The following is a 23,053-nucleotide window of genomic DNA, read 5'->3' on the forward strand; positions in this document are numbered from 1 at the left end:
GGGGAGGAAACGTCCCCGGCCGCCCGCCGTCGTACGTGCTTTCTTGCTGGTTTTACCTGCCAGCGGCTTGCTTGGTGTCCCCGGTCAGGGCTGCCAGCGCTCCGGTGTCCATGTCCTCGGAGGGTCCGTTGAGGTAGCGTGCCATGCTGTCGTCCATGGCGTTGATCCAGCGGGTGTGGTGCCGGGCGGCCATGGTGCCGGTCATGGCGGAACGGTGGATGCTGTCCCGGTAGCCGAGGATGTTCTCTTCTTTGTCCTTCATCCACTGCTTGAGCAGGGCGGACACGGCATCCAGATCGAACTCCGGGTAGTCCGTCAGGGCGATCAGGTCGCGCAGGTAGTCGGTCTGGAAATCGGCCTCGGCGTCATGGTCGAGGAGCGCGTCCTGGCGGTCCAGCCAGGCCTGGATGTCCGCGGCGCGTTCCTGCAGCGAGGGCAGTTCGATCCGGCCCAGCATTACGTCGCGGGCGAACCAGGCCTGTGCGTCGAACATGTTGAACGTGTAGTACTGGTCCTGCGCGCCGAGATAGAACAGGTTGGTGTTCTGCTGCCAGACCACGCCCTTGTAGAGGTTGCCGGGGTAGAGCAGGTTCGGCGACTGCAGTGACAGTTCGGTGGGCAGGAACGGGTACTTGTGCAGGTAGCCGGTGCACAGGATTACGGCGTCGAATTCGCCGGTAGTGCCGTCGCTGAAGTGCGCGGTCCGGCCCTCGAAGTGGGTCACCAGCGGGCGTTCAACGGCCGACTCCGGCCAGTCGAAGCCCATGGGGCCGCTGCGGTAGCTAAAGGTGACGGACTTGGCGCCCATCTTGTGGGCCTGCATGCCGATGTCCTCGGCGGAGTAGCTGCTGCCGATCAGCAGCAGGTTCTTGCCGGCGAACCGCTCGGCGCCGCGGAAGTCGTGGGAGTGGAGCACCTCGCCCGGGAAGCTGTTGATGCCCTCGAACGCCGGCACATTCGGGTAGGAGAAGTGGCCGGTGGAGACTACGAGCTTGTCGAATACGTGGGTTTCGGTGCGCTGCGCCGCGAGGTCCTCGACCGTGACGGTGAATTCCCTGGACTTTTCGTCGTAGGAGACCCAGCGAGCCACGGTGTTGAACCGGACGTACTTGCGCACGTCGGATTTCTCCACTCGTCCGGCGATGTAGTCGAACAGCACTTCGCGCGGCGGGAAAGAGGAGATCGGCCGGCCGAAGTGCTGGTCGAAGGTGTAGTCGGAGAACTCGAGGACTTCCTTGGGGCCGTTGGACCACAGGTGCCGGTACATGCTGCTGTGCACGGGCTCGCCGGCGGCGTCCAATCCCGTCCGCCAGCTGCTGTTCCACTGTCCGCCCCAATCGGACTGCTTTTCAAAGCACACCATGTCCGGGATTTCCGCTCCCAGTTTCCGGGCTGATTCAAACGCGCGCAGTTGGGCCATGCCGCTGGGTCCTGCACCAATGATTCCGACTCGCATACTAAATGCATCTCCTCATTCCAATGGATCTCTTCGTCAGGCTCGACACTCCGAATCCACAGAACGGCCGTATCGGCGCACCGGTGGCGGTGGCAATGGCGCATGAGGCGCAACGGGTTGACACTGGCGGCGCAGGAAGGCGCCGGGCCCTGAATAATCAATCCCGAGAGGGAGACGGGCACCGTGTCCGCGGGCAGGCGAGGATGCCTGCACGAGCGATTCGGAGCGGCCAACCGAAGATCCAATAACACCGGTTGGCCTTCCTCAATAGCATCAGGTTGGGTGTGGCAAGTCAAAAGAGGAGGGGCCGGTCACGCCGCGACGTCCGGAGGGCGAGGGTCCGCCATCGGAAGGAGCGAGGTCGATGAGCAGCGCCTGCGCTTTCCGAACTCGGGCCGCTGGCATCGCCAACGGCGCGAGTAGGCATTCGTCACGCCCTAGATCCGTCACGCTTCAACGATCTTCTTCAGAAATTCCCGATTCCGCGGCTCCTGCGGGTCGGTGAACGTCTGCTCTGGTGGTCCCTGCTCCAGCAGTTTGCCTTATTCAGGAAGACCACGTTGCCAGCAGCAGGGTCATTCCTTCTGCAGTCAAATTTCGGACGATTCAAGACTTCCGTGACCAGTTCCGGGCCCAGCGCCGAGGCGATCTCGTCGAGCATCAACGCTCGCGGATTCATGGCAAGGCCACGGACCATGGCTGCACGCTGTTGCTGTCCACAGGAGGGGTTGTCTGGATATAAGCTAGCGCGCTGCTCAAGCCCGACGCCTTCCAGCACCTGCTAAATCTGCTTTGGCCACATGTTTTCTCATCCGTCTATCTGGTGTCCAGTGAGCCTGTCGTTGTACGCGCGGCTGCGCGGAGACTGAGAAAGTTTTTCTGTATTGGCGACGCCAGGACGCCCCAATTCCGAAAAAGTGCTTGCCAAATAAAACATTCATTTGTAGGGTTTTTGTGATCGCCCTCACTGTGACGTCGATCACCGCGGGGGAGGCAGCTCACGGCCCCGTTCACCGCACTGACCATTCGTTTTTGAAGGAGCGCAATGTCAGCCGAAATGACGAGACCCGCTGGAGGTCCGGACGTCGATGAAGACGCGGAGCACCTTGCCAGCCTTGGCTACTCGTATGAGAAGCAATTTAAGCGCGAAATGACGTTCTGGGGGAACGTCTCCCTAGGCTTCACCTACCTGTCCCCGGTGGTGGGGATTTACTCACTGTTCGCGGCATCGCTGGGGATGGCCGGACCACCGATGTTCTGGTCGCTGATCATTGTTGGCATCGGCCAGTTGCTGGTTGCCACGGTTTTCGGGGAAGTGGTCTCCAACTACCCCGTTGCCGGCGGTGTCTACCCATGGTCCCGCCGTCTTTGGGGACGCAAGTGGGGCTGGATGAACGGGTGGGTCTACCTCTGCGCTTTGCTGGCCACCATCGCCAGCGTTTCCTACGGTGCCGGACCGTTCCTCAGCCTTTTGCTGGGGATGGAAAGCACCGTCGACTCGGTGATTATTTCGGCACTGGTGGTCATTGCCTTGGCTACCGTGTTGAACCTCGGAGGCACCAAGGTGCTGAGCAAGGTCGCCATGCTAGGCCTGCTGGCGGAACTCGGCGGGGCTCTCATCGTCGGTGTCTGGCTCTTGGTAACAGCCCGGGAGCACGACATCAGCGTGCTGTTCCAGAGTTTCGGGGCGGGTGAAGGCAGCAACTACTTCATCGCCTTCGCCGCTGCCGGGTTGATCGGCATTTACCAGTACTACGGTTTCGAAGCCTGCGGCGACGTGGCCGAAGAAGTGCCGAACCCTGGGCGCCGGATCCCTAAGGCCATGCGCATGACCATCTACATTGGCGGTTTCGCTGCCATGTTCGTGTGCCTGTCGCTGATATTGGCTGTGCCCGACTTCGGCGCCGTGATCTCCGGGGAGAACTCCGATCCCATCGGTAGCGCGCTGCTGGGTGCCTTCGGACCGGTTGGCTTCAAGGTGGTGCTCGCCGTCGTGCTGATCTCCTTTGTCTCCTGTGCACTCAGCCTGCAAGCGGCGTCCTCGCGGCTGGCCTACTCGATGGCCCGCGACGGAATTCTGCCGGGCAGCAAACTGCTCAGCAAGTTCAGCGAGACCCGGCACGTGCCGCCGTACGCTCTGCTGCTGGCCGGCCTGGTCCCGGCGATCATCGTGGTGGGCTCCAAGGTCTCCGAAGATGCCCTGGTCACCATCATCTCGTTCGCCGCTATGGGCATGTACATGGGCTTCCAAATGGTTGTCCTGGCCTCGTTGCGGGCCCACCTGAAGGGCTGGAAGCCCGCTGGGGCCTTCCGGCTTGGGGTCTGGAGCATCCCGGTTAACATCGCAGCTCTCGCGTGGGGAGTGCTGGGCATGATCAACATGGCCTGGCCGCGGACTCCGGAAGCTGGCTGGTTCGCCAACTACATTGTGCTGATCTCCGCCGTCGGGGTTGTGACCATAGGCCTGATCTACATGACCTGGAAGAAGCCCTACTTGAAGGGCGACGCTCCTGCAGGAGATGCCATACCGTCCGCGTCCCTGTCCGCCTAGCACTACAATCCGAGCCTTCCAGCCCAGCAATTCACCGATAGCAAGATGAGGAAAAGGTTCCACCCATGAGTACGCCCACTGTTGACGTCCCGTACCTGAACATTTCGGATCCGTCGTTCGCTATGCAGTCCGAAGAGCTGCGCAACGCACGCGAGGCCAGTTGGTACGCGAGGACCAATTACGGCATCGCCGTGCTGCGGTACGACGAAGTGAGCAAGCTGCTCAAGAGCCCCAAGCTCAAGCAGGGCAGCGCCCAATGGCCTGCCCACAACGGGGTCCACGGCGGCTTGTTCTACGACTGGTGGACCAAGAATCTGCTGGTGCTGGAAGGAGAGGACCACCACCGCATCCGCCGGCTGCTTAACCCGGCATTCTCGCCCCGGTTAATCAAGGACCTGGTGCCCCGGTTCCAAGCTCTGGCCAACGAGTTGATCGACGCATTTATCGACAAGGGTGAGTGTGAGTTCATCCGCGACTTCGCCGAGCCCTATGCCACCCGGGTACTCACCATCCTGTTGGGCATTCCGGAAAGTGAGTGGCCGACGATCGCCCGGCTGGCCTCCACAGTGGGACTGGCCCTCGGCGTGACGTTCAAGCGGGACTTGGACAAGGTGGAGGCGGCAGTCGCGGAGCTCTACGAATACGCCGACGAGCTGATCAAGGACCGCCAGGCAAACCCGGGCGAAGACTTCGTCAGCCGTTTGGTGCTGGCCAGCCGTGACGGAGACCGGCTCAGCGACGAAGAGCTGCGTAACGCCTTGGTGCTGCTGATTTTCGGCGGCATGGACACCACCCGCAATCAGCTGGGACTGGCGATGCAGTCCTTCATCCGCAACCCGGAGCAGTGGGAGCTGCTAGCGGAGCGCCCGGAACTGGGTGCCAAGGCCGTCGAAGAGATCATGCGGATTAACCCGACGGTTACCTGGGTCACCCGGGAAGCGGTGGAGGACTTCACTTATCAGGACCTCTTCATCGAGAAGGGCACGACAGTGCACCTTTTCACCCAGTCATCCGGCACTGACCCGAAGGCCTTCCCCAACCCGGAGATGGATCTGCTCGGCGAGCACGCGCCGCACTACGGCTTCGGCGGCGGTGTGCACCACTGCCTGGGCCACTTCGTCGCACGAGCGGACATGAGCGAGGCCCTGCCGCTGCTGGCCAGCCGCATCGCTGCCCCGTACTTGGCCGGGGGAGACGAGTGGCTGCCCGATTCCGGCAACACCGGGCCCATCCGCCTTCCGATCGGCTTCACCAAGCGCACCTGAACCGCAGACAGCACCACCCAGCACTACAGCAACAACAGAAAGCAGGCCCACCATGAAGACCGTTAATGTCGACCGCAGCTTGTGTGACAACCATGGCCAGTGCGCCATCGCCGCGCCGGAAGTCTTCCGTATGAACCCGGACGGAGTCCTCGAATACGAGCCGGCGTTCGAGGACACTCTCCTCGACGAGGTCGAGGAAGCCATCGACGTTTGTCCTGTCCAAGCGATCTTCCTCAAGGACTGATCATGGCCCGCAGAATCGCCATCGCCGGAGCCTCGATGGGAGGATTGCGCGCCGCTGAACAATTACGGTCGGCCGGCTGGGAGGAGGAGATCCTCGTTATAGGCGGGGAAATCCATCCTCCCTACAACCGGCCGCCGCTCTCGAAGGAACTGCTGAAGTCTCCCGGCTCGATCCAAGAAGCTTTGGCGTCGGTGGCGCTGCGGCAGCGCCGCACCGCCATCGACATCGACTGGAAGCTCGGGGCACCGGTTACTCGCGCAAACCTTGCGGACCGCACCTTGGCCCTCGCTACTGGCGAGCAGTTTGGTTACGACGGACTGGTGGTCGCAACCGGGCTGCGGCCGGCGCGCGTCCGGGTTCCCGGGCCATTGCATGGCCGACACGTCATCCGTACGTTGGAGGACACGCTGGGCCTGCACCGGGAATTACGGCCGGATGCCCGGATCGTGGTGGTCGGTGCGGGATTCATCGGCTGCGAGGCAGCTGCCACGGCGACGCTGCTGGGCTGCCGCGTGACGTTGATCGAGGGGAGCAGCGGGCCCATGCAGCACACGCTCGGCCGCGAACTGAGCGACGGCATGCGCAACTTCCTGACCGAACGCGGTGTCGAGTGCATCTCAGGTGAGCGCGTCACCTCATTCATCTGGCATGACGACGGCGCTGCCGGGCCGCAGCGATGCACCGGGGTCCGCCTGGCGGGTGGACGCGAGGTGCCGGCCGATGCCGTTATTGAGGCTGTCGGTTCAAAGCCGAACGTCGAATGGTTGGCCGGCAACGGCCTGGATCTGACTGACGGCGTGCTCTGCGACGCGCACCTGCGGGTGCTCGGGACGGAGCATGTGGTCGCGGTCGGCGATGTGGCCCTCTACCCGGACCGCCGCGCCGGCACCGGACCACGACGCGTTGAGCACTGGGCCACACCTGCCGACACCGCCAAGATCGCAGCCCCGGCCCTGGTCGCCGGACTGAACGGAACCGAAACCCCGGCACAGGCCGCACCGCTGCCCTCCTTCTGGACGGACATTTTCGGTATCCGAGTCCAGGGCGTGGGCAGCCCGGCCGTCGCAGACCGGATCGAGGTCCTGGAAGGGGACCCGTCCCGGCCCTCCGACGGTGCCGCCCTTGCCTACTACCTCGGCGGTCGGCTGATCGGCGCCGTAACCTCCGCACTGCCTGCCGACCGCCAGTTGCATTACCGAAAGCTCGTGGCCGAGGCCGGGCTGCCCGCCAGCTCCCAGCTGGCCGCCGTCTGAAAAGAACGGCTTGGACCTCAAATTAAAGGAAGACTGAGATGACACTAACCACTGTACGGCCCGATGCGGCCGCCACCGATATGCTGCCGGTATTGAGCGACCGCGATGCCTTCGCCCACCACCAGGAGCGCAACCTGCGCCCCGAAACGGTGCGCGAACTTGGCCGCAAGATCGAAGAAGCCGGCGTTGAATACGTTTACTATGCGCTGCCTACCATCGGCTCGCGCATGGTGGCGAAGATGGTTCCCGCCAACCACTTCCGCCGCAACCTGGAGAAGGGCATTTGTTTCCACCGCACCGCGCTGTCGGACCTGCAGAACGACCGCCATGGCAACCTTATCGGCGGCGGCATCGAGGCCCGGGAGTTCTGGGCACTACCGGAGCCGGACACTTTCGTGGTCCTGCCTTGGGACACCTCGGTCGCCCGGATTTTTTGTACTGCCTACGAGCCCCCGCACCTGCCGGACGTAGGTGGCCGCCTGCTGTCGATCGACACCCGGTCGCTGCTGATCCGCTCACACGAAGCGTTCACCGCCCACACCGGCTTCGAGGTGCGCTCCGGCACCGAACCGGAGATGACGTGGGAGGGACCCGGCTTGGATGTTGTCAAAAAGCCCGGCACCAGCCCCGCCTATCAGGTGGAGAACCTGGAGCGGATGCGCCCCATCTACAAGCAGTTGGTCACCTACGCCAAGGCCATGGGCCTGGACATGATTGAAGGCGACTACGAGGACGACGGCCAGCTTGAGCTGAACTGGATGTACGACCGCGTGGAAAACACCGCAGACCGGTTGATGACCTACCGGCAGATCTGCAAGCAGGTGGCCCGCGAATTCGGCGTAACCGCCAGCTTTATGCCCAAGCCATATAACGGCCAGATGGGCAATGGATGCCATCACAACCTGAGCCTTTGGGACGGCGACACTAACGTCATCGAGGACGTCGGCCGGGTGGAACTGCACGTCTCACAGACCGCCAAGTACGCCATCGGGGGCATGCTGGCCCATGCGCCGGGTTCGATGGCCGTGATGGCCTCCACCGTAAACTCCTACAAGCGGTTCTGGGATGCCGGCCAGTTCGCCCCGAGCCTGGCCAACTGGGGGTTGGACAGCCGCGGCTGTCTGATCCGCATCTCTTCGAATGGCCGGATGGAGTACCGCGTGCCGGATGCCGCGGTGAACCCTTACCTATCCCACACATTGCTGATTGCGGCCATGCAGGACGGACTGGACCGCCAGCTTGATCCCGGTATGCCCGACGGCGGTGCTGGCGGCCCGGTCGGCGGGCAACTGCCGCTCACACTGGGTGAAGCCATCGACGCGTTCGTGTCGGATACTCACCTGACCTCGGCGTTGCCCGAGGACCTGGTGGCGATCTACACGCAGCTAAAGCAGGAGGAGTGGGCCCGCTACTGTGGAGCCATCACCGAATGGGATCGTGAGATGTACTGGGAGACCATCCCGTGAGCGCCGTGAACACTTTAACCCCGGGGATCCTGCGCTTGGCGTGCATCGACTCTGACGCGCCGCCGCTGTTCAATATGGCCGACTCCGATGGCAACCGCCGCGGATACGAACCGGCGGCCGCCGAACTGGTCGCTTCCGCCATGGGCCTGCGCCTTGAGTGGGCGTGCATGCCCTGGGACGACATGCTCCCGGCAGTGCGGGACCACCGGGTCGACGCCGTATGGTGCGGCCAGGGCATCATCCCCGAGCGCCAAGCGTTAGTGGACTTCACTGCGCCGTACGCAGTGTTCGATGAAACCGTCCTGGTCCGGAAGGGCGACCCGGCGCGTTCTCCGCAGGACCTCTCCGGATACCGGGTGGCGGCCATTGAAGGCAGTGCAAATATGCGTCTTGCATCCACTTTTCCCGGGATGATTCCGGTGGCTTTCGGTGCCAGCGACGACGTCTTCGGTGACATGCTCGCGGCGCTGCGCAACGGCGAGGTGGACGCCATGGTGGACGACGACGTCGTGACTGTTCCGCTGGGGGAGGACCCGGCATACGACGTGGCCTTCACGGCCCGGACCGGCAACCGCTGGGGCATCGGCGTGGCGAAGGACAACCCGCAACTGCTCGCCGAACTCAACGGCGCTCTGGGTGCCGTCGTCGCCGACGGCCAGCTGGAGGCCGTGTGGGCCAAGTGGATGCCGCACCTGCCGTTCCCGCTGACCACGGAGGTCTCGGCATGAGACGACCTTTGATTGGAGTGCCGGGGATGTGGTCCAGTTCCGTTCACGGACTGCGCTACGACGGCGTCGCCGTGGCCGCTGCGGTGTTGCGCTGCATTGTCCGTGCCGGCGGCGAACCTGTGATCATGTTTCCGGGTACCGGCGAGAGCCCGGCGGAACAGCTCGCCAGGCTGGACGGTGTCGTGCTGCCCGGCGGAGCAGACGTGGCACCGTCCCTGTACGGAGCCGACCCTGACGAGCACTACTGGCCCACCGACTATGACGGACAGGACGCCTACGAGACCGGGATTATTGAAGGCTGCCTCGCCGGGGACGTGCCGTTGCTAGCCATCTGCCGCGGCCTGCAGCTTTTAAACGTCGGTCGGGGCGGAACCCTGATCCAGCACCTAGGGCCCGGGGAGGTACAGCACAAAGGCACGGTCCATCCGGTCCGGGTCGCCACACGTTCGTTGCTGGCCGAGGTCGTCGGGAGCGAGACGGTCGATGTCTCCTCCTACCACCATCAGGCGATTGGAGTACTGGGCGAAGGCCTGACGGTCACCGCAAGGGCCGCGGACGGCGTGGTGGAAGCGGTGGAAGTTGCAGCAGCGCCGATGCTGGCGGTCCAGTGGCATCCGGAGGACACCGCAGAGACCAATGCCAGCGACCACGCATTGTTCCAGTGGGTGGTCGAAGCAGCGATTCGCCGCCGCGCTGCCGCGATGAGCGGACTGACCGGGGCGGGTGCTCGGTGACCGGGGAGGGACTGTGCGTACAGCCCGCAGCCGTGCTGCCATCCGGGTTTGCCGACCTGCCGGCGGACGCGCCGCGCATCGCCGTCGTCGTTTCCCTCACCTTTCCCGGAATGACGGATCAGACGCTGGACCTCATGGAGCGGTTTACCCGGACAGCGTTTGAGACGCTGCTCGCCGTCGGGGCGCGGGGTGAACTGGTGGACAGCGCGGCGACAGAACTGTTGCCGGCCGGGGAGCTTGCCGGCTACGAGGGCGTGCTCTTCCTGGGCGGCGGTGACGTGGACGGCAAGCTGTACGGCCACCATGATCCGGTGCCGAACTCCTACGGCGTGGACCGCCGAGCGGACGAGTACTGCTTGGAGCTGATCGAGGGAGTTCTTGAGAGGGACCAGCCGATGCTGGCCATTTGCCGCGGATCGCAACTGCTGAACGTGGCCTGCGGCGGCACCTTGATTCCGGATCTTGACCCGTGGCACCTGCACCGCGGGGCCCCCGGGCAACCGCTGTTTTTGGACGAATCCATCAGTCTGCTCCCGGGCTCGAAGGTGGCTTCGATCATGGGCTGCGAACGGCTGACAGTGCGGTCGGGCCATCACCAGGCAGTAGGACAGGTGGCCGCCGAACTGAGGGTGACGGCCGTTGCCGACGACGGGGTTGTGGAAGGAACCGAGCATCCGGACAAGACCTGGGTGGTCGGCGTGCAGTGGCACCCGGAGGATTCGGGCGGGAATGCGGATGATCGGATCGCGTTGTTTGCCGAGTTCGTCCGCCAGAGCAGAAACGGACAGAACTGGAAGGGAGGAGGCAGGGACACCGGTCGAATGGCTGACCCCGTGAACGCCTGAAGTTGGTCTGCGCGGCTACTCGGTCGCGCAGATCAACCGCAAGTTCAGGTTGGGTACCTCCAATGGAAGGAACCCGAACCCTGCGGGCGCGGACTTAATTCGTTCACCGACGATGAACCGCCCCGAATTGCCCAGAATCACCCGGTTCTGGTCGTTGAGGAGGGCGGCATCGCCTGGTATGCGACGGACGATCGGGATCAGCTTGTTTTCCATGTCCCGGACCCGGATGTCGCATCCCGTGACACCGATGAACGCGCCATGAACATAGGTGGGAACGGCACAGGTGACGATGTATTCGTCGAATCCCAGATAGTCGACATAGGGTCCGGCGATCGATTGCTGTCCCGTTTTAGCGGCAATGGAAAACCAGGGTAGCTTCTCGTAATCGTAGAAACGGTCACCTTCAGGGGCCAGGTCAAAACCGAACTTTTCAATATTTCCGGAATTGTTCCGAATCCACCATTCCAGGACGCCTTGCGCATCCTTGATAGCGGACAGGGAGAATATTTCGCCGGCGCCCACAGCAATGTCGTGCGAATGCAGAAATGACTCCGCCATTTCGTCGATGCCCACTATCTCGGTGGGCGACATTTTGCTGCCTAGGGAGACACTTTCCTCGAGGCGCTGTCCCACCTTCTTGGACGATGTATGGAGGTCCTGGTAAAGCCCATTCAGCCATGCCTCGATGGCGGCGGCACTCTCGGCGGCCTGTGAAATTGCTGGCGCGGTCATGAAATCTCCTGTTCTTCGCCGGCATGGGTGAGGGTCAGCTTGGTGTCGATCAAGTGGTAGGTGTTACGGCGGATGTGTTCCAAGACCAAGCGCTGCGCCCTGTCGGGGTCGTCCTCCCGCACAGCGGACACGATTCCCAAGTGCTCACGCGCCGCAACTTGGGCGTCGAACACGCCTGCCATCGGAGTCCACAGTAGTTGCCCGACTTCCGATTGCAGCCTGATCTCCTGGCTGGTCAACCGCGGCGACTGGGCTACCACCGCCAATTCGATGTGGAAGCGGCTGTCAGCCCGCGCTTGGACCTCGGGGGTAGCCGCCTGCTCAAGCCCGCGGGCCAGTCGTTCCAACCGGTCCAAGTCCTTGGGATCTGCGCGGTCGCAGGCCAGGCGGGCGGCGGCGGCGGCAACGGCTGTTTGTTCGTCGCCCAGATCGCGAAGGTCGGCGATGGAGGTCTCGCGCAGGTACTGGCGCAGGTTCTCCTCCTGTGTGGCAGGGAACTTCACCACAAAAGTGCCGCCATTGCGCCCCCGCCTGGTTTCCACCACACCTTGGTCCCGCAGCTCTGCCAAAGCATCCCGAAGCGTTGCGCCAGCGACGCCGAACATCTCTGACAGCTCAGCCTCAACCGGAAGGCGTTCCCCGGCCCGCAGCATGCCTAAGGAGATTGCTGTAGAGATCCGGCGGACGATGGCCTCCGAGCGTTCCATGTCCGGCAGCGATCGATAGATTTGAGACTGCAGCGCCATCCGTGAAGGCACGGGTTCTTCTCCTAGGGATTTAATCAAGACGCCGGGATCTCCGGTCTGATCTCGAACATTTATATTCTACCCGCTCGACTCAGGAATGACATTAATTGGTGGCCGTAATGATCGACGGATGGTCTTGGTGGGGAGTGCTGGAAAACCGAGGTTGATGACGGGTATGCTCAATCTTTATGAGCTACTACAGGACAATCAATCCGGCCACGGGCGAAGTTCTATTTGAAATGCCGGCTGCAAGCGATGAGGATGTCGCCGAGGCAGTGAAGAGTGCTCACGTCGCCTTCGAATCATGGCGCAATACGGTGGTGCAGGAACGCGCCGGCGTCCTGCTTCGGGTGGCAGGACTTTACCGGGAGCGCAAAGAAGAGCTCGCACGGATCATCAGCCAGGAGATGGGCAAACCCGTCAGCCAGGCGCGGGGCGAAGTCGGCCTCGTGGCAGACATCTACGAGTATTACGCCGTCGAAGGTCCGGGGTTCATGGCCGACGAGCAGCTGACCGTCAAGGGCGGCGGGGAAGCTGTTGTCCGCAGTGCGCCGATCGGCGTGCTGCTGGGCATCATGCCGTGGAATTACCCGTACTATCAAGTGGCTCGCTTTGCCGCGCCGAACCTGATGCTCGGGAACACCATCCTGCTCAAGCATGCCCCGCAGTGCCTGAAGTCCGCACTGGCCATGGAGCAGATCTTCCAGGATGCGGGATTGTTGGACGGCGGCTACATCAACATCTTCGCCACCAACGAGCAGATTGCCGAGATCATCGCAGATCCCCGTGTGCAGGGAGTCTCCCTGACTGGCAGCGAGCGCGCCGGTGCCGCCGTCGCCGAAGTCGCCGGCCGAAACCTGAAGAAGTATGTCCTCGAGCTGGGCGGAAGCGACCCCTTCATCGTCCTCGACAGCGATGACCTGGACCAAACAGTGAAGGCGGCCGTTGCCGGCCGGATGAGCAATGCAGGGCAGGCCTGCACTGCATCCAAGCGGTTTTTCGTCGTGGAGGACCTTTATGACGAATTCGTGGAAAAATTCACCACCCGCATGGCTCGGATTAAGCCGGGCGATCCGCTCCAGCCCGAGACGAGGTTCGGGCCGGTGTCTTCCAAGGCCGCTGCCGACGAACTCATCGAGCAGGTCAAGGATGCGGTGTCCAAGGGGGCCACGCTGCACTCCGGAGGTAAGCACGTGGACGGGCCCGGTGCGTTCGTCGAGCCTACGGTTCTGACTGACGTGAAGCCCGGCATGCGGGCGCACCTCGAGGAACTCTTCGGTCCCGTTGCTGTTATCTACAAGGTCGCCGATGCGGAGGAAGCCATCGAACTGGCTAATAGTTCGCCCTATGGACTAGGCGGCGCGGTCTTCAGCGCGGACGTAGAGAAGGCCAAAGCAGTCGCTGACCGTCTGGACACCGGCATGGTGTTCATCAACTCCACTCCGGACTCTCAAGCCGACTTGCCCTTCGGCGGGGTCAAGCGCTCCGGCGTCGGCCGCGAGCTTGCTCGTTTCGGCATGGACGAATTCGTTAACAAGAAGCTGATCAGGACACCGCTCCAGTAGCAGCAAAGGACAACGGCGGGCGATAGGCCAAACGGCGCCGGCCGTTCCACTCAGTCATGGCCCGGGTGCTCGTGCTCCATGTGGCCTGCGGGCTCCAGTTGAACGTGGAGTGTTCCACGCTCAGCTCGAAGTGTTCGACCACGCACTGCTGGAGTGCAGAACTGCCCGATGGATTCCGCGCGATTCAATTTCCAACAGGAGGAGCGGCCGGTTGTCGCGCTGAGCTCGACGATCGGCCGCCCCTCCGTACCAGGGGAGGAAGTTCTGGTTCTCGGCGTGGCCTGCCCAGCGGGATTGGCTGCGTCGATCGGTCAGGACCAAGCCACGACGAGGCGGGCGGCTTGTTGGGGGATGGTCACGTCGATGCCGACCAATTCCGTGAAGCGGCGCAGTCGGTTCATCAGGGTGTTCCGGTGGCAGAAGAGCTGGTCTGCGGACTGGGCGATGCTGCCCGTAGAAAGGTAGGACCGTACGGCCTCCACCAACCGGGCCCGTTCCACCGTCCCGCATCGGGCCAGCGCGGCGTCCACGTCGGGAACAATGGGAACCCCGGTTTCCGAGAGGCGGTGCCGGGCCAGTCTGGCCCAGGCGTTTTGCATGGTGAGGGCCTGCTGATCACCTTCTTCGGCCAAGGATGCCAGGGCGCGGGCGGCTTGGGCGGCGACGCGCAAGTCGGTGAGGCCGCCAACCTGGGCAACCAAGCCGCATCGGATGTTCTTGATTTGCTCGGTGGCTTCGCGGGCGGCGCTGCCCGGGCGGTCATCGGCTGCCCAGAAGGCGACCAGTCCGTCGGGCACGGGGTGGGTGAATATTTCTGTGCCACGGCGGGAAGCCGAGGCAACCTCCACACGAAGCGCGGCGGCGTCGTCAGTTGTGGCTGCCGCGACAACGAGGGGAGCAGATTCGTCGATGCCGAGCTCGTCGGCGATGCGGGTGAGCATTTCCGACGGAGGGTCGGCCTGCCCAAACATTGTGGCGACATGTCCTTGTCGCACCGAAGATTCTTCCTGGGCCATGCGCTGGCGCTCGGCCATATAAATGGCTTGGGTTTGCGCCGCGTAGGAGTCCACCACCTGCCACACGGTTTCGGCCCGGCGCACCAGTAGCTCGGCATCGCCCGGATGCGCCAGCGCCATGAGTTCGCCCCAGATCACGGTGAAGTCGATTCGGATTGCGGTCATCAGGGACTCCACGGGGACGCCGGTCCTCGCGCGGGAGACACCAACGTCTAATGAAATTCCTTGCCGCTCGGCGATGAGGCGTTCACTGTCTTCGCCGGGGCGCAGGCTTTCAATCAGCGCCTGAAACGAGGCCGCTGCTGTGCGGCGGATTTCGCTGGCCGGCAGCACCCCGTCCCGGTAGTCGTCGAGTTGGAGGATGCGTTCGATGAAGAGGTCCGTCAGCTTGTCCACGGACAGCTGGTCCAGCAGGAGGTTCCAACGGGCCGCGGAGGCATCATCGTCGTGCTTTTCCATGAGCGGCGCTTCCATAGCGTTTTTTGACCCCTATCGTGTGCTTTTGCACATTCTAGCCGCGAAAAGCCGCAACGTTTCGTGCGGTTGTGACGCGGCACACTCTGGAATGCTGGTGTGCATTATCAGTGCGTTGTGGCGTCCGGCACAACGGAAGACCTGAACACCAAACACGGAGGAACCATGTCAGAAACCTTGAACCTCGAGGCCGGGGCTACCCGGCAGATCACGGACAAGGAGGCGATGAAGGTTTCCATCGGTGCCCTCATTGGCACTGCAATGGAGTGGTACGACTTCTTCCTGTTCAGCGCGGCGGCGGCGCTGGTGTTCAACGTCCAGTACTTCGCCAATGAGAGTGCAACGGCGGCGGCGCTGGCGTCCTTCGCCACGTTCGGCGTCGGCCTGGTGGCGCGTCCGCTGGGTGGCATGTTCTTCGGGGCCATGGGCGACAAGATCGGACGCCGCAAGACCTTGATGGTCACCATTGTGGGCATCGGCGTGGTGACCGGCCTCATCGGCCTGCTGCCGACGTACGCCGCCATTGGGGTGGCCGCTCCGGTGCTGCTGGTGCTGCTGCGCGTGGCCCAAGGACTCTTTGTGGGCGGCGAGTGGTCCGGCGCAATGACGATCGTGGTGGAGAACGCCCCGCTGGAACGCCGTGCCCGCTACGCCGCGCTGCCACAGATCGGTTCACCGATCGGCACCATCCTCTCCTCCGGTGGCTTCTTCTTAATGACACTGTTCTTCTCGCAGGAAACCTTCAACTCCTTCGGCTGGCGCATCCCCTTCCTGGCCGCCATCCCGATGCTGCTGATCGCGCTCTACATTCGCAGCAGGCTGGAAGAATCCCCCGTCTTCGCCGAGTTGCTGGAGAACGACCAGGTGGAGAAGGCCCCGATCCGGACCACCCTGAGGGAGTCTTGGAAACACATCATCATCGGCATGGCCGCGGCCCTGCTCGGCGTCGGCGGCTTCTATCTGGTCACCGCGTTTGTGGTCTACTACGGCGTGAACATCCTGGGCTACCCTGCCCGGCTAATGCTTCTGGGTGGCATCATCGCTGCCATCGTCGAAATTCCCGTTCTTATCCTGGGCGGCCGGCTGGGCGAGCGGTTCGGCGCCAGCCGCGTAATCCTGGTGGGCGGCATCGCCTCCGCCGTGGCCGCGGTGCCGTCCTTCCTGCTGGTGGACAGCGGCAACCCCGTACTTGTGGTAACCGGCATGGTGCTCGCAGTGGCGACGCTCTCATTCCCGTACGCGGCTTCCGGTACGGTGCTAACCGGTCTGTTCCCGGCACGCACCCGCTACACCGGAGTGGGCTTTGCCTCCAATACTGCCGGCATGCTCTCCGGGTTCGTTCCGCTGCTGGCCACCGGTACCGTAGCCGCCGCCGGAAACCACTGGTGGCCGGCCGCCGCACTGCTGGTGTTCCTCAGCCTGTTCACCGCCGTGGCTGGTGTCGTGGCTCCGCGCATGAGCGTAAACCTGCCCGGCTTCAAGCACTGATTCCAACTTCGGCGACGAATTTCCTGACGAAGGAGCATCACACTATGGCCCAGTCCGCAGGCCACTTGATTGTCCGCCAACTGGAGGCGCACGGCATCCGACGCGTCTATTCGGTACCGGGCGAAAGCTTCCTCGATGTCCTGGACGGACTGCACGGCTCGCCCGTGTCGACGGTGGTTTGCCGCCAGGAGGGCGGCGCCGGATTCATGGCGCTGGCGGAGGGGCGCAAGACCGGCCTCCCGGGCATCGCGATGGTAACCCGCGGGCCCGGGGCGGCGAACGCGATGATTGCCGTCCATACCGCGTGGCAGGACGCGACGCCGCTGGTACTCTTCGTCGGCCTGATTCCCGTGGCGGACCGGGGACGGGACGCGTTCCAGGAATTCAGCCTGGAGGGCTGGTTTTCGACCACAGCCAAACGCGTGGTGGTGCTCGACGACGAACACCGCGCCGCGGAGACCGTGGCTGAGGCGATGCATCTGGCAGTCTCCGGCCGGCCGGGTCCGGTTGTGGTCGGCCTGCCGGAGGACGTGTTGGTCCGGACGACCGATGCCGGCATAGTGCCGCAGCGTGCACTTGCAACGGCGGTACCGGCGCCTGCTGCGATGGAGGAACTGGCCGACCGACTGGCCGCGGCTGCCCGTCCGCTGATCATCGCCGGCGGCGATGGCTGGGGTGACGCCGGTGCGAGGCTCGCTGAGTGGGCGGCCGAGGCGAAGATCCCGGTGGCCGCCGACTGGCGCGCCCATGACGTGGTTCCACATTCTTCTCCTGCGTGGGCCGGTTGGCTGGGCTACGGACGGGCAGACACACTCGCCGCCAGGTTGGACGAGGCTGACCTGTTGGTGTTTATCGGCTGCGGCCGAAGCGACGTGCTCAGTGACGGCTACACCAAAGGCTTCAACGCTCCAACTGTGCTCGTGTTGCCTGATCCGGATGCCGCCACCCACTCCGGCCGGATCGACCAGCACCTGGCTGTCCCGCCGTCGTCGTTCGTTACCGCACTTCCTGTTGCCGCAAAGGCGCGGGGTTCCCGTGGCAGCGGCGGCTGGATGGACGCGCTAGCCGAAGACCAGCGCCGGTACGCCACACCTCGTCCGGACAACAGCCCTAACGTTGACCTGGGCGTGGCCTTCGGCGTGCTGGAAGACCGTCTGCCCGCGGACAAGGTGGTGACCTACGGCGCCGGTAACGCGACGCTCTGGGGCCACCGGTACCTGACCCACCGCGGCCCCGGTTCGTTGATCGGGCCGCGCAATGGGGCCATGGGACTGGCCGTTCCGGCTGCCGTCGCCGCGTCGCTGATAGAACCGAAGCGGCAGGTGGTGGCGGTCTGCGGCGACGGTGACTTCATGATGAACGCGCAGGAACTCGCCGTGGCGGCGGCGCACGGCGCGGCTCCGCTGGTGATCGTGGTGGACAACGGCATTTACGGCACCATCGTCCAACACCAGCGTAGGCATTACCCGGACCGGCCGTCCGGCACCTCCATGGTCAACCCTGACTTCGCCGACTGGATCCGCAGCTTCGGCGGGCACGGGGAACGCGTCGAAGCGACGCCCGAGTTTGCGCCTGCGCTGGAGCGTGCACTGACCAGCGGGCGGCTGGCGCTGCTGCACCTGGTCACGGATCCGCAGACGATGCCGCCAGACACAGCCAATGCGACGGAGGACATCGTAGGCCTGGCTTCGGCCGGGTCGGCTGCGCATGACGCCGACAATTCTCTTGCGGCGGCAGGGGAGGGGACACGATGAAACTGGACCTCATCCTGCGCGACGCCGAAATTATCACCCTGGAATCAGAGCGTCCCCGCGCCCAAGCCGTCGGCGTGTTCAATGGACGGATTATTGGCTTCGATGAAGAGCTTGACGGCTGCACCGCCGCGCGCGAAGTATCACTGGACGGTGCCGCCGTGGTGCCCGGCTTCATTGACGCGCACTGCCACACCACTTGGTGGGGACTGGGCTTGGGCGCCGTCGAGCTGGAGCAGGCGCGCGGCCTTGAGGAACTGTACGCGCTGCTTGACGCCGAGGTCCGGCGGCTGGAGGACCGGCCGGGGGCCTGGGTCAACGGCACCGGCTTCAACCACAAGCACCACAGCGGGGCCTTTCCGGACATCCGCCGACTGGACGAGATTACCGGCGACCGGCCGCTGTACCTGCGGCACGTCTCGGGGCACCTGTCCATCACCAACTCCGCCACCTTGCGCTTGGCTGGCGTCTTCGATCCCGGCTTCAGCGACCCCACCGGCGGCGCCGTGCTCCGCGGCCCTGAGGGATACCCGACCGGCGTTGTCGAAGAATCCGCGCAGCAGCTGATCCAGAACCTGCTGCTGCCGTATCCGGTGGAGCGCATCGTCGAGGCCTTGGACGCGGCGACCACGCGTTACGCGGCCGAGGGGATCACCAGTTTCACCGAGGCAGGCATCGGGGGCGGCTGGATAGGGCACAGCCCGGTGGAAGCGCAGGCGTACCTGAAGGCCAAGCAGGCCGGCAAGCTCCACGCCCGCGCCCAGCTGATGCCCGCGCTCGACTCGCTGCGGCCGCTTGAGGCCAACGCTGCCGACATGCATGGCACCGGCAACGGACGGGGCCTGGACCTCGGGGCGGTTGCGGGCTTCGGCGACGAATGGGTGTCCTTGGGACCGGTGAAGGTCTTTATGGACGGCTCCTTGCTGGGCGTCACCGCGGCCGTGACCGAGGACTACTGCGGCCACCAGCACACCAGGGGCTACCTGCTGGATTCACCCGAGGCCTACCGTGAACGCGTGGACGCGGCCTACCGGGCCGGCTGGCCGATTGCGCTTCATGCCATCGGCGACGCGGCCATTGATCTGGCGACCGACATCATCATCGGCTGCCAGGAGCGCTACGGCCGGAACCATCTGCCCAACCGGATTGAGCACTTCGGCATTTCGCGGCCGGACCAGCTGGCGCCCGTCGCCGCGGCCGGGATCGCGGTCACCCCGCAGGCCGCGTTCATCGGCCCGCTGGGCGATCAGTTTGCCGCCTTGGTGGGTGCGGAGCGCGAGGGCTGGCTCTACCGGGGGCGCTCGCTGGTGGACGCGGGGATCCTGGTAGCGGGCAGCTCCGACCTGCCGGTGGCCGATAACAACGTGCTCCGCGCGATGCAGTCCTGGGTGGACCGGCGCACCGAACAAGGACGGATCCTCGGAGGGGCCTCCGAAGGCCTCACCGCCGAAGAGGCGCTGCGGACCTACACCGAATGGGCCGCCCGGGCCACGGGCACGGCCAACGAGAAAGGCACGTTGCGCAGGGGGAAGTTGGCGGACTTCGCGGTGCTGTCCGGCTCACCGCTGGACGCTGCCGACATCTCCGCCCTCGAGGTCCTTGCCACGATCGTTGGCGGCGAATTCACCTACAACATGTTCAAGGCGGTCACGACTCCCTGCGCGGGCAACGCCTCGCTACCGGCCCCGAACGAAGCCGCCGTCCGTGTCCCGAGCCGGGCGCCGGCGTCGTCCGCGAAGTACCTTCGGAACAATCAGAACTTAGGAGTTCAATCATGACTATCACTGCCCCGCGGCAAGCCAGCAAATCCAACGACGACGCCGGGTCCTTCCTGCACGACTTCCGCTCTATGAGTACGTACGGTGCCACCGCCGGCGGAGGAGTGGACCGTCAAGCCGGGACCGTTGCGGACGGGCAGACCCGGAACTGGTTCCGCGGGTTGGTCGAGGGGCACGGTTTCGAGGTCCGCTACGACGCGGTGGGCAACCAATTCGCGCTGCTCGAGCTGGTGCCTGATGCTCCGTATATCGCCGTCGGCTCGCATCTGGACTCGCAGCCACTCGGCGGGCGCTTCGACGGCGCCTACGGCGTGCTGGCCGGAGCCCACGCGGCGATCCGGCTCAAGCAGCGGATGGTGGCCGAGGGCACCAAACCGGCGTTCAATATCGCTGTCATCAATTGGTTCAACGAGGAAGGGTGCCGGTTCAAGCCCTCTATGATGGGCAGCTCCGTGTTCACCGGCAAACTGCCCGCCGAGAAGGTCCTTGCCACCACGGATCCGCACGGCACCACCGTCCGCGAAGCGCTGGAAGCAATCGGGACCGTCGGCGACTTTGCCCTGGATGTCTCGGCCTACGTGGAGATCCATATTGAGCAGGGCCGGTCGCTGGAGGCCGCCGGGCTGACCATCGGCTTGGTCGAATCCACCTGGGGCGCGAACAAATACGAGTTCATCGTGCACGGCGAGCAGGCGCACACCGGCGCTACTGTGATTGCCGACCGGCACGACGCGCTGCTCGGAGCCTCCTCGCTGGTGGTCGCTGCGCGGGAGATTGCCGATGAGTTCAGCACCGACGAGCATTCCGTCATCACCTCCTGCGGGGAGTTCACGGTCTACCCGAACTCGCCCGTAGTGGTGGCCAGCCGGGTGGAACTGCTCGTGGACGTGCGCAGCACGGACCCCGATGTGTTGGCCGCCGCCGATGCCGAACTGCACCGCCGGGTCGCTGAGATCGAGCGAAGGGCAAGTGTGCGGATCGAACGAGGCGCCGAACATGTCTGGGCAGCGAAGTCCTACGACGAAGCGGGCATGCGTCTGGCCGCCAAGAGCGCGGAGGCGCTGGGCCTGACTTACGGAACTGTCCGCACACTCGCGGGGCACGATTCGACCAACCTCAAGGACATCGTCCCCACCATCATGCTGTTTGTGCCCAGCGTGGACGGCATCTCCCACAATGAGAAGGAGCTAACCCACGACGACGACATGCTCGCCGGCGTAGATCTCCTCACGGAGCTGATGGGCCGAGTGGTAGCAGGAGACTTCGTTCCGGCGCAGTAGCTTGCCCCGTCCGGCAAGGCACTGCCGGGTTAGGGACGATGCCGCGCCGGCCGTTCCACTCAGTCATGGCCCGGGTGCTCGTGCTCCAGGTGGCCGGCAGGCTCCAGCTGGAAGGTGGAGTGCTCCACGCTCACCACGAAGTGCTCGGCGACGCACTGCTGGAGTTGGTCCAGGACCTGCGGGGCGTGACCGTCCACAAAGCAGGAATCCTCAATCACCACGTGCGCGCTGAGCACCGGGACGTTGGAGGAGATGCGCGAGGCGTGCAGGTCGTGGACCGCCAGCACATGCGGCACTTCCAGGATGTGCTGGCGGACGTCCTCGAGATCCAGGCCCTTCGGCACGGTTTCCAGCAGGATGCTGCCCGCCTCGCGGAGGATCTTGATGGTGCGCGGAACGATCAGGATGGCGATCAGCATCGCGGCCAGTGCGTCCGCCTGGGTCCACCCGGTGGTGGCGATGACGACGGCGCTGGCGATGACGGCGACGGAGCCGAGGGCGTCATTGACCACCTCAAGGAAAGCCGCCCGCAAGTTGAGGTTCGCGTTCCGGCCGGCGCTGAGCACCAGCATGGAGGCAATGTTCCCCAGTAGCCCGATGATGCCGAAGACCAGCAGGCCACCCGAACTGACTTCGGGTGGGTGGACCAGCCGCTGCACACCTTCGACCAGCGCGTAGATTCCCACTGCGAGCAGGATCGCGGCCTGGGCCCCCGCGGCCAGAACTTCCATTCGGAGGTATCCCCAGGTTCGGCGCGGGGTGTGGGGGCGGATCATGAGCGAAGCGGCAATCAGGGCAATCAGGAGGCCGCCGGCGTCCGTGAGCATGTGTCCGGCGTCCACCAGCAGCGCAAGGCTCCCGGTCAGGAAGGCGCCGACCACCATCGCGACCAGGATGGAGGCGGTGATGGCAAAGGCTATGGCCAGCCGGCCGCGGTGCGTCGGGCCGGCACGGTGGTGGTGGTGGCCGCTCACGCCGGCGCCTCGGCTGGGGTCGCCGCTGGTGTCGCTTCCGCGGCAGACTCCTCCGCCGCAGCCCGGCTCCCGGCAACCGTCGGGCACAGCTCGACGGCGTAGCCGGTCGCCTTCAGCAGTTGCTCGGCTGCGGCCAGGGCTGCGAGCAGCTCCGGTTCGGTGGTCAACGAGTACATCGATGCCCGGCCCACCGGACGTGAGGTGACCAGACCGCAGTCGTTGAGGCAGGCCAGGTGGGCGCTGACGGTGGACTGGGCCAGCCCTAGGTGCTCGGTCAGTTCGCGGACCTTGTGTTCGCCCGTGGTCAGATGCTGCAGGATCGTCAGCCGGGTAGGGTCCGAGAGGCTGTGGAACAAGGCGGCAGCCGGCGCCAAGTCCCCGGTGCGGCCGGCAGAGCGCTCACGTGGCATCGTCATACGGCGATGATATCGGTGAAGCGTGGGTTTTCCTACTGCTGACGAACCGCGCTCGGGGCTCCAGGTCAGTTCGGCACGCGCACGGGAGGTAGCGTGCGCGTTCCGGGTACCGCCGTCGTTCTGTGCTGACTCAGACCTGGTCGTCGGGGATGTCGACTTCGATCTGTTCGAGGTCGTCGCCGACCGTGATCTGGCAGCCCAGCCGGCTGCGGGTGTCGTCGCGGGGGCCGGCGGTGCAGTCGAGCATTTCGTCTTCGTCGTCGCTGATTTCGGGCAGGCCGTCGAGGTATT

General features: G+C 64.5%; 19 protein-coding genes. 13 read left to right on the forward strand and 6 right to left on the reverse strand.

What is annotated here, in order from left to right:
- Window positions 1-52 precede the first annotated feature (52 nt).
- Window positions 53-1,456, reverse strand: coding sequence for a trimethylamine monooxygenase (locus AC5RWT_RS22460; protein WP_494082088.1), 1,404 nt, complete (start codon window positions 1,454-1,456; stop codon window positions 53-55).
- A gap of 1,045 nt (window positions 1,457-2,501) precedes the next feature.
- On the opposite strand from AC5RWT_RS22460, the gene AC5RWT_RS22465 reads away from it, so the two are divergent.
- The 8 genes from AC5RWT_RS22465 to AC5RWT_RS22500 all read left to right on the forward strand — a co-directional run bounded on the left by AC5RWT_RS22465 (window position 2,502) and on the right by AC5RWT_RS22500 (window position 10,542).
- Window positions 2,502-4,007 (forward strand): APC family permease, encoded by a 1,506-nt coding sequence (locus tag AC5RWT_RS22465; RefSeq protein WP_494082089.1) that lies wholly within the window; start codon window positions 2,502-2,504, stop codon window positions 4,005-4,007.
- Window positions 4,008-4,072: 65 nt separating this feature from the next.
- Window positions 4,073-5,272 carry a cytochrome P450 gene (locus AC5RWT_RS22470; RefSeq protein WP_494082090.1) on the forward strand — a complete coding sequence of 400 codons (1,200 nt, stop codon included), beginning with the start codon at window positions 4,073-4,075 and terminating at the stop codon, window positions 5,270-5,272.
- Window positions 5,273-5,324: 52 nt separating this feature from the next.
- On the forward strand, window positions 5,325-5,516 hold the full coding sequence (locus tag AC5RWT_RS22475) for a ferredoxin (protein ID WP_494082091.1): 192 nt from the start codon (window positions 5,325-5,327) through the stop codon (window positions 5,514-5,516).
- Window positions 5,517-5,518: 2 nt separating this feature from the next.
- A complete protein-coding gene (locus tag AC5RWT_RS22480) occupies window positions 5,519-6,769 on the forward strand; it encodes an NAD(P)/FAD-dependent oxidoreductase (RefSeq protein WP_494082092.1) in 1,251 nt (416 codons plus the stop codon).
- Window positions 6,770-6,807: 38 nt separating this feature from the next.
- The gene (locus AC5RWT_RS22485) at window positions 6,808-8,235 is read left to right on the forward strand and encodes a glutamine synthetase family protein (RefSeq protein ID WP_494082093.1); all 1,428 of its coding nucleotides are present in this window, start codon (window positions 6,808-6,810) and stop codon (window positions 8,233-8,235) included.
- Window positions 8,232-8,963, forward strand: coding sequence for a substrate-binding periplasmic protein (locus AC5RWT_RS22490; protein WP_494082094.1), 732 nt, complete (start codon window positions 8,232-8,234; stop codon window positions 8,961-8,963). Before AC5RWT_RS22485 ends, AC5RWT_RS22490 begins: the two co-directional genes overlap by 4 nt.
- The gene (locus tag AC5RWT_RS22495) at window positions 8,960-9,697 is read left to right on the forward strand and encodes a gamma-glutamyl-gamma-aminobutyrate hydrolase family protein (protein ID WP_494082095.1); all 738 of its coding nucleotides are present in this window, start codon (window positions 8,960-8,962) and stop codon (window positions 9,695-9,697) included. The genes AC5RWT_RS22490 and AC5RWT_RS22495 overlap by 4 nt, the downstream gene beginning before the upstream one ends.
- A 32-nt stretch (window positions 9,698-9,729) precedes the next feature.
- The gene (locus AC5RWT_RS22500) at window positions 9,730-10,542 is read left to right on the forward strand and encodes a gamma-glutamyl-gamma-aminobutyrate hydrolase family protein (RefSeq protein ID WP_494082096.1); all 813 of its coding nucleotides are present in this window, start codon (window positions 9,730-9,732) and stop codon (window positions 10,540-10,542) included.
- A 15-nt stretch (window positions 10,543-10,557) separates the two neighbouring features.
- On the opposite strand, the gene AC5RWT_RS22505 is transcribed toward AC5RWT_RS22500, so the two are convergent.
- Window positions 10,558-11,274: a cache domain-containing protein gene (locus AC5RWT_RS22505; protein WP_494082097.1), complete on the reverse strand. Its 717-nt coding sequence runs from the start codon at window positions 11,272-11,274 to the stop codon at window positions 10,558-10,560.
- Window positions 11,271-12,032 carry a FadR/GntR family transcriptional regulator gene (locus AC5RWT_RS22510; protein ID WP_494082098.1) on the reverse strand — a complete coding sequence of 254 codons (762 nt, stop codon included), beginning with the start codon at window positions 12,030-12,032 and terminating at the stop codon, window positions 11,271-11,273. Before AC5RWT_RS22510 ends, AC5RWT_RS22505 begins: the two co-directional genes overlap by 4 nt.
- A 176-nt stretch (window positions 12,033-12,208) precedes the next feature.
- On the opposite strand from AC5RWT_RS22510, the gene AC5RWT_RS22515 reads away from it, so the two are divergent.
- Complete coding sequence (locus AC5RWT_RS22515) at window positions 12,209-13,585, forward strand: NAD-dependent succinate-semialdehyde dehydrogenase (protein ID WP_494082099.1); 1,377 nt, start codon at window positions 12,209-12,211, stop codon at window positions 13,583-13,585.
- A 311-nt stretch (window positions 13,586-13,896) separates the two neighbouring features.
- On the opposite strand, the gene AC5RWT_RS22520 is transcribed toward AC5RWT_RS22515, so the two are convergent.
- Window positions 13,897-15,060, reverse strand: coding sequence for a helix-turn-helix domain-containing protein (locus AC5RWT_RS22520; RefSeq protein ID WP_494082100.1), 1,164 nt, complete (start codon window positions 15,058-15,060; stop codon window positions 13,897-13,899).
- Between the two features lie 180 nt (window positions 15,061-15,240).
- Between AC5RWT_RS22520 and AC5RWT_RS22525 the strand changes: the two genes are divergently transcribed.
- Genes AC5RWT_RS22525 through AC5RWT_RS22540 form a run of 4 tightly spaced genes read left to right on the forward strand, consistent with a single transcriptional unit; the run spans window position 15,241 to window position 21,372 of the window.
- Window positions 15,241-16,563 carry an MFS transporter gene (locus tag AC5RWT_RS22525; protein ID WP_494082101.1) on the forward strand — a complete coding sequence of 441 codons (1,323 nt, stop codon included), beginning with the start codon at window positions 15,241-15,243 and terminating at the stop codon, window positions 16,561-16,563.
- Window positions 16,564-16,607: 44 nt separating this feature from the next.
- Window positions 16,608-18,317, forward strand: a complete 1,710-nt coding sequence (locus AC5RWT_RS22530; protein WP_494082102.1) for a thiamine pyrophosphate-dependent enzyme — start codon at window positions 16,608-16,610, stop codon at window positions 18,315-18,317.
- Window positions 18,314-20,092 carry an amidohydrolase gene (locus tag AC5RWT_RS22535; RefSeq protein ID WP_494082103.1) on the forward strand — a complete coding sequence of 593 codons (1,779 nt, stop codon included), beginning with the start codon at window positions 18,314-18,316 and terminating at the stop codon, window positions 20,090-20,092. The genes AC5RWT_RS22530 and AC5RWT_RS22535 overlap by 4 nt, the downstream gene beginning before the upstream one ends.
- Window positions 20,089-21,372 carry a M20 family metallo-hydrolase gene (locus AC5RWT_RS22540; protein WP_494082104.1) on the forward strand — a complete coding sequence of 428 codons (1,284 nt, stop codon included), beginning with the start codon at window positions 20,089-20,091 and terminating at the stop codon, window positions 21,370-21,372. Before AC5RWT_RS22535 ends, AC5RWT_RS22540 begins: the two co-directional genes overlap by 4 nt.
- Window positions 21,373-21,431: 59 nt before the next feature.
- Here AC5RWT_RS22540 and AC5RWT_RS22545 read toward each other — a convergent pair whose 3' ends face one another.
- Both AC5RWT_RS22545 and AC5RWT_RS22550 read right to left on the reverse strand, forming a co-directional pair.
- A complete protein-coding gene (locus AC5RWT_RS22545) occupies window positions 21,432-22,346 on the reverse strand; it encodes a cation diffusion facilitator family transporter (protein WP_494082105.1) in 915 nt (304 codons plus the stop codon).
- Window positions 22,343-22,762 carry an ArsR/SmtB family transcription factor gene (locus tag AC5RWT_RS22550; RefSeq protein WP_494082106.1) on the reverse strand — a complete coding sequence of 140 codons (420 nt, stop codon included), beginning with the start codon at window positions 22,760-22,762 and terminating at the stop codon, window positions 22,343-22,345. Before AC5RWT_RS22550 ends, AC5RWT_RS22545 begins: the two co-directional genes overlap by 4 nt.
- Window positions 22,763-23,053: the final 291 nt, after the last annotated feature.

The sequence above is a fragment of the Arthrobacter sp. Dra40 genome, from assembly GCF_059091905.1.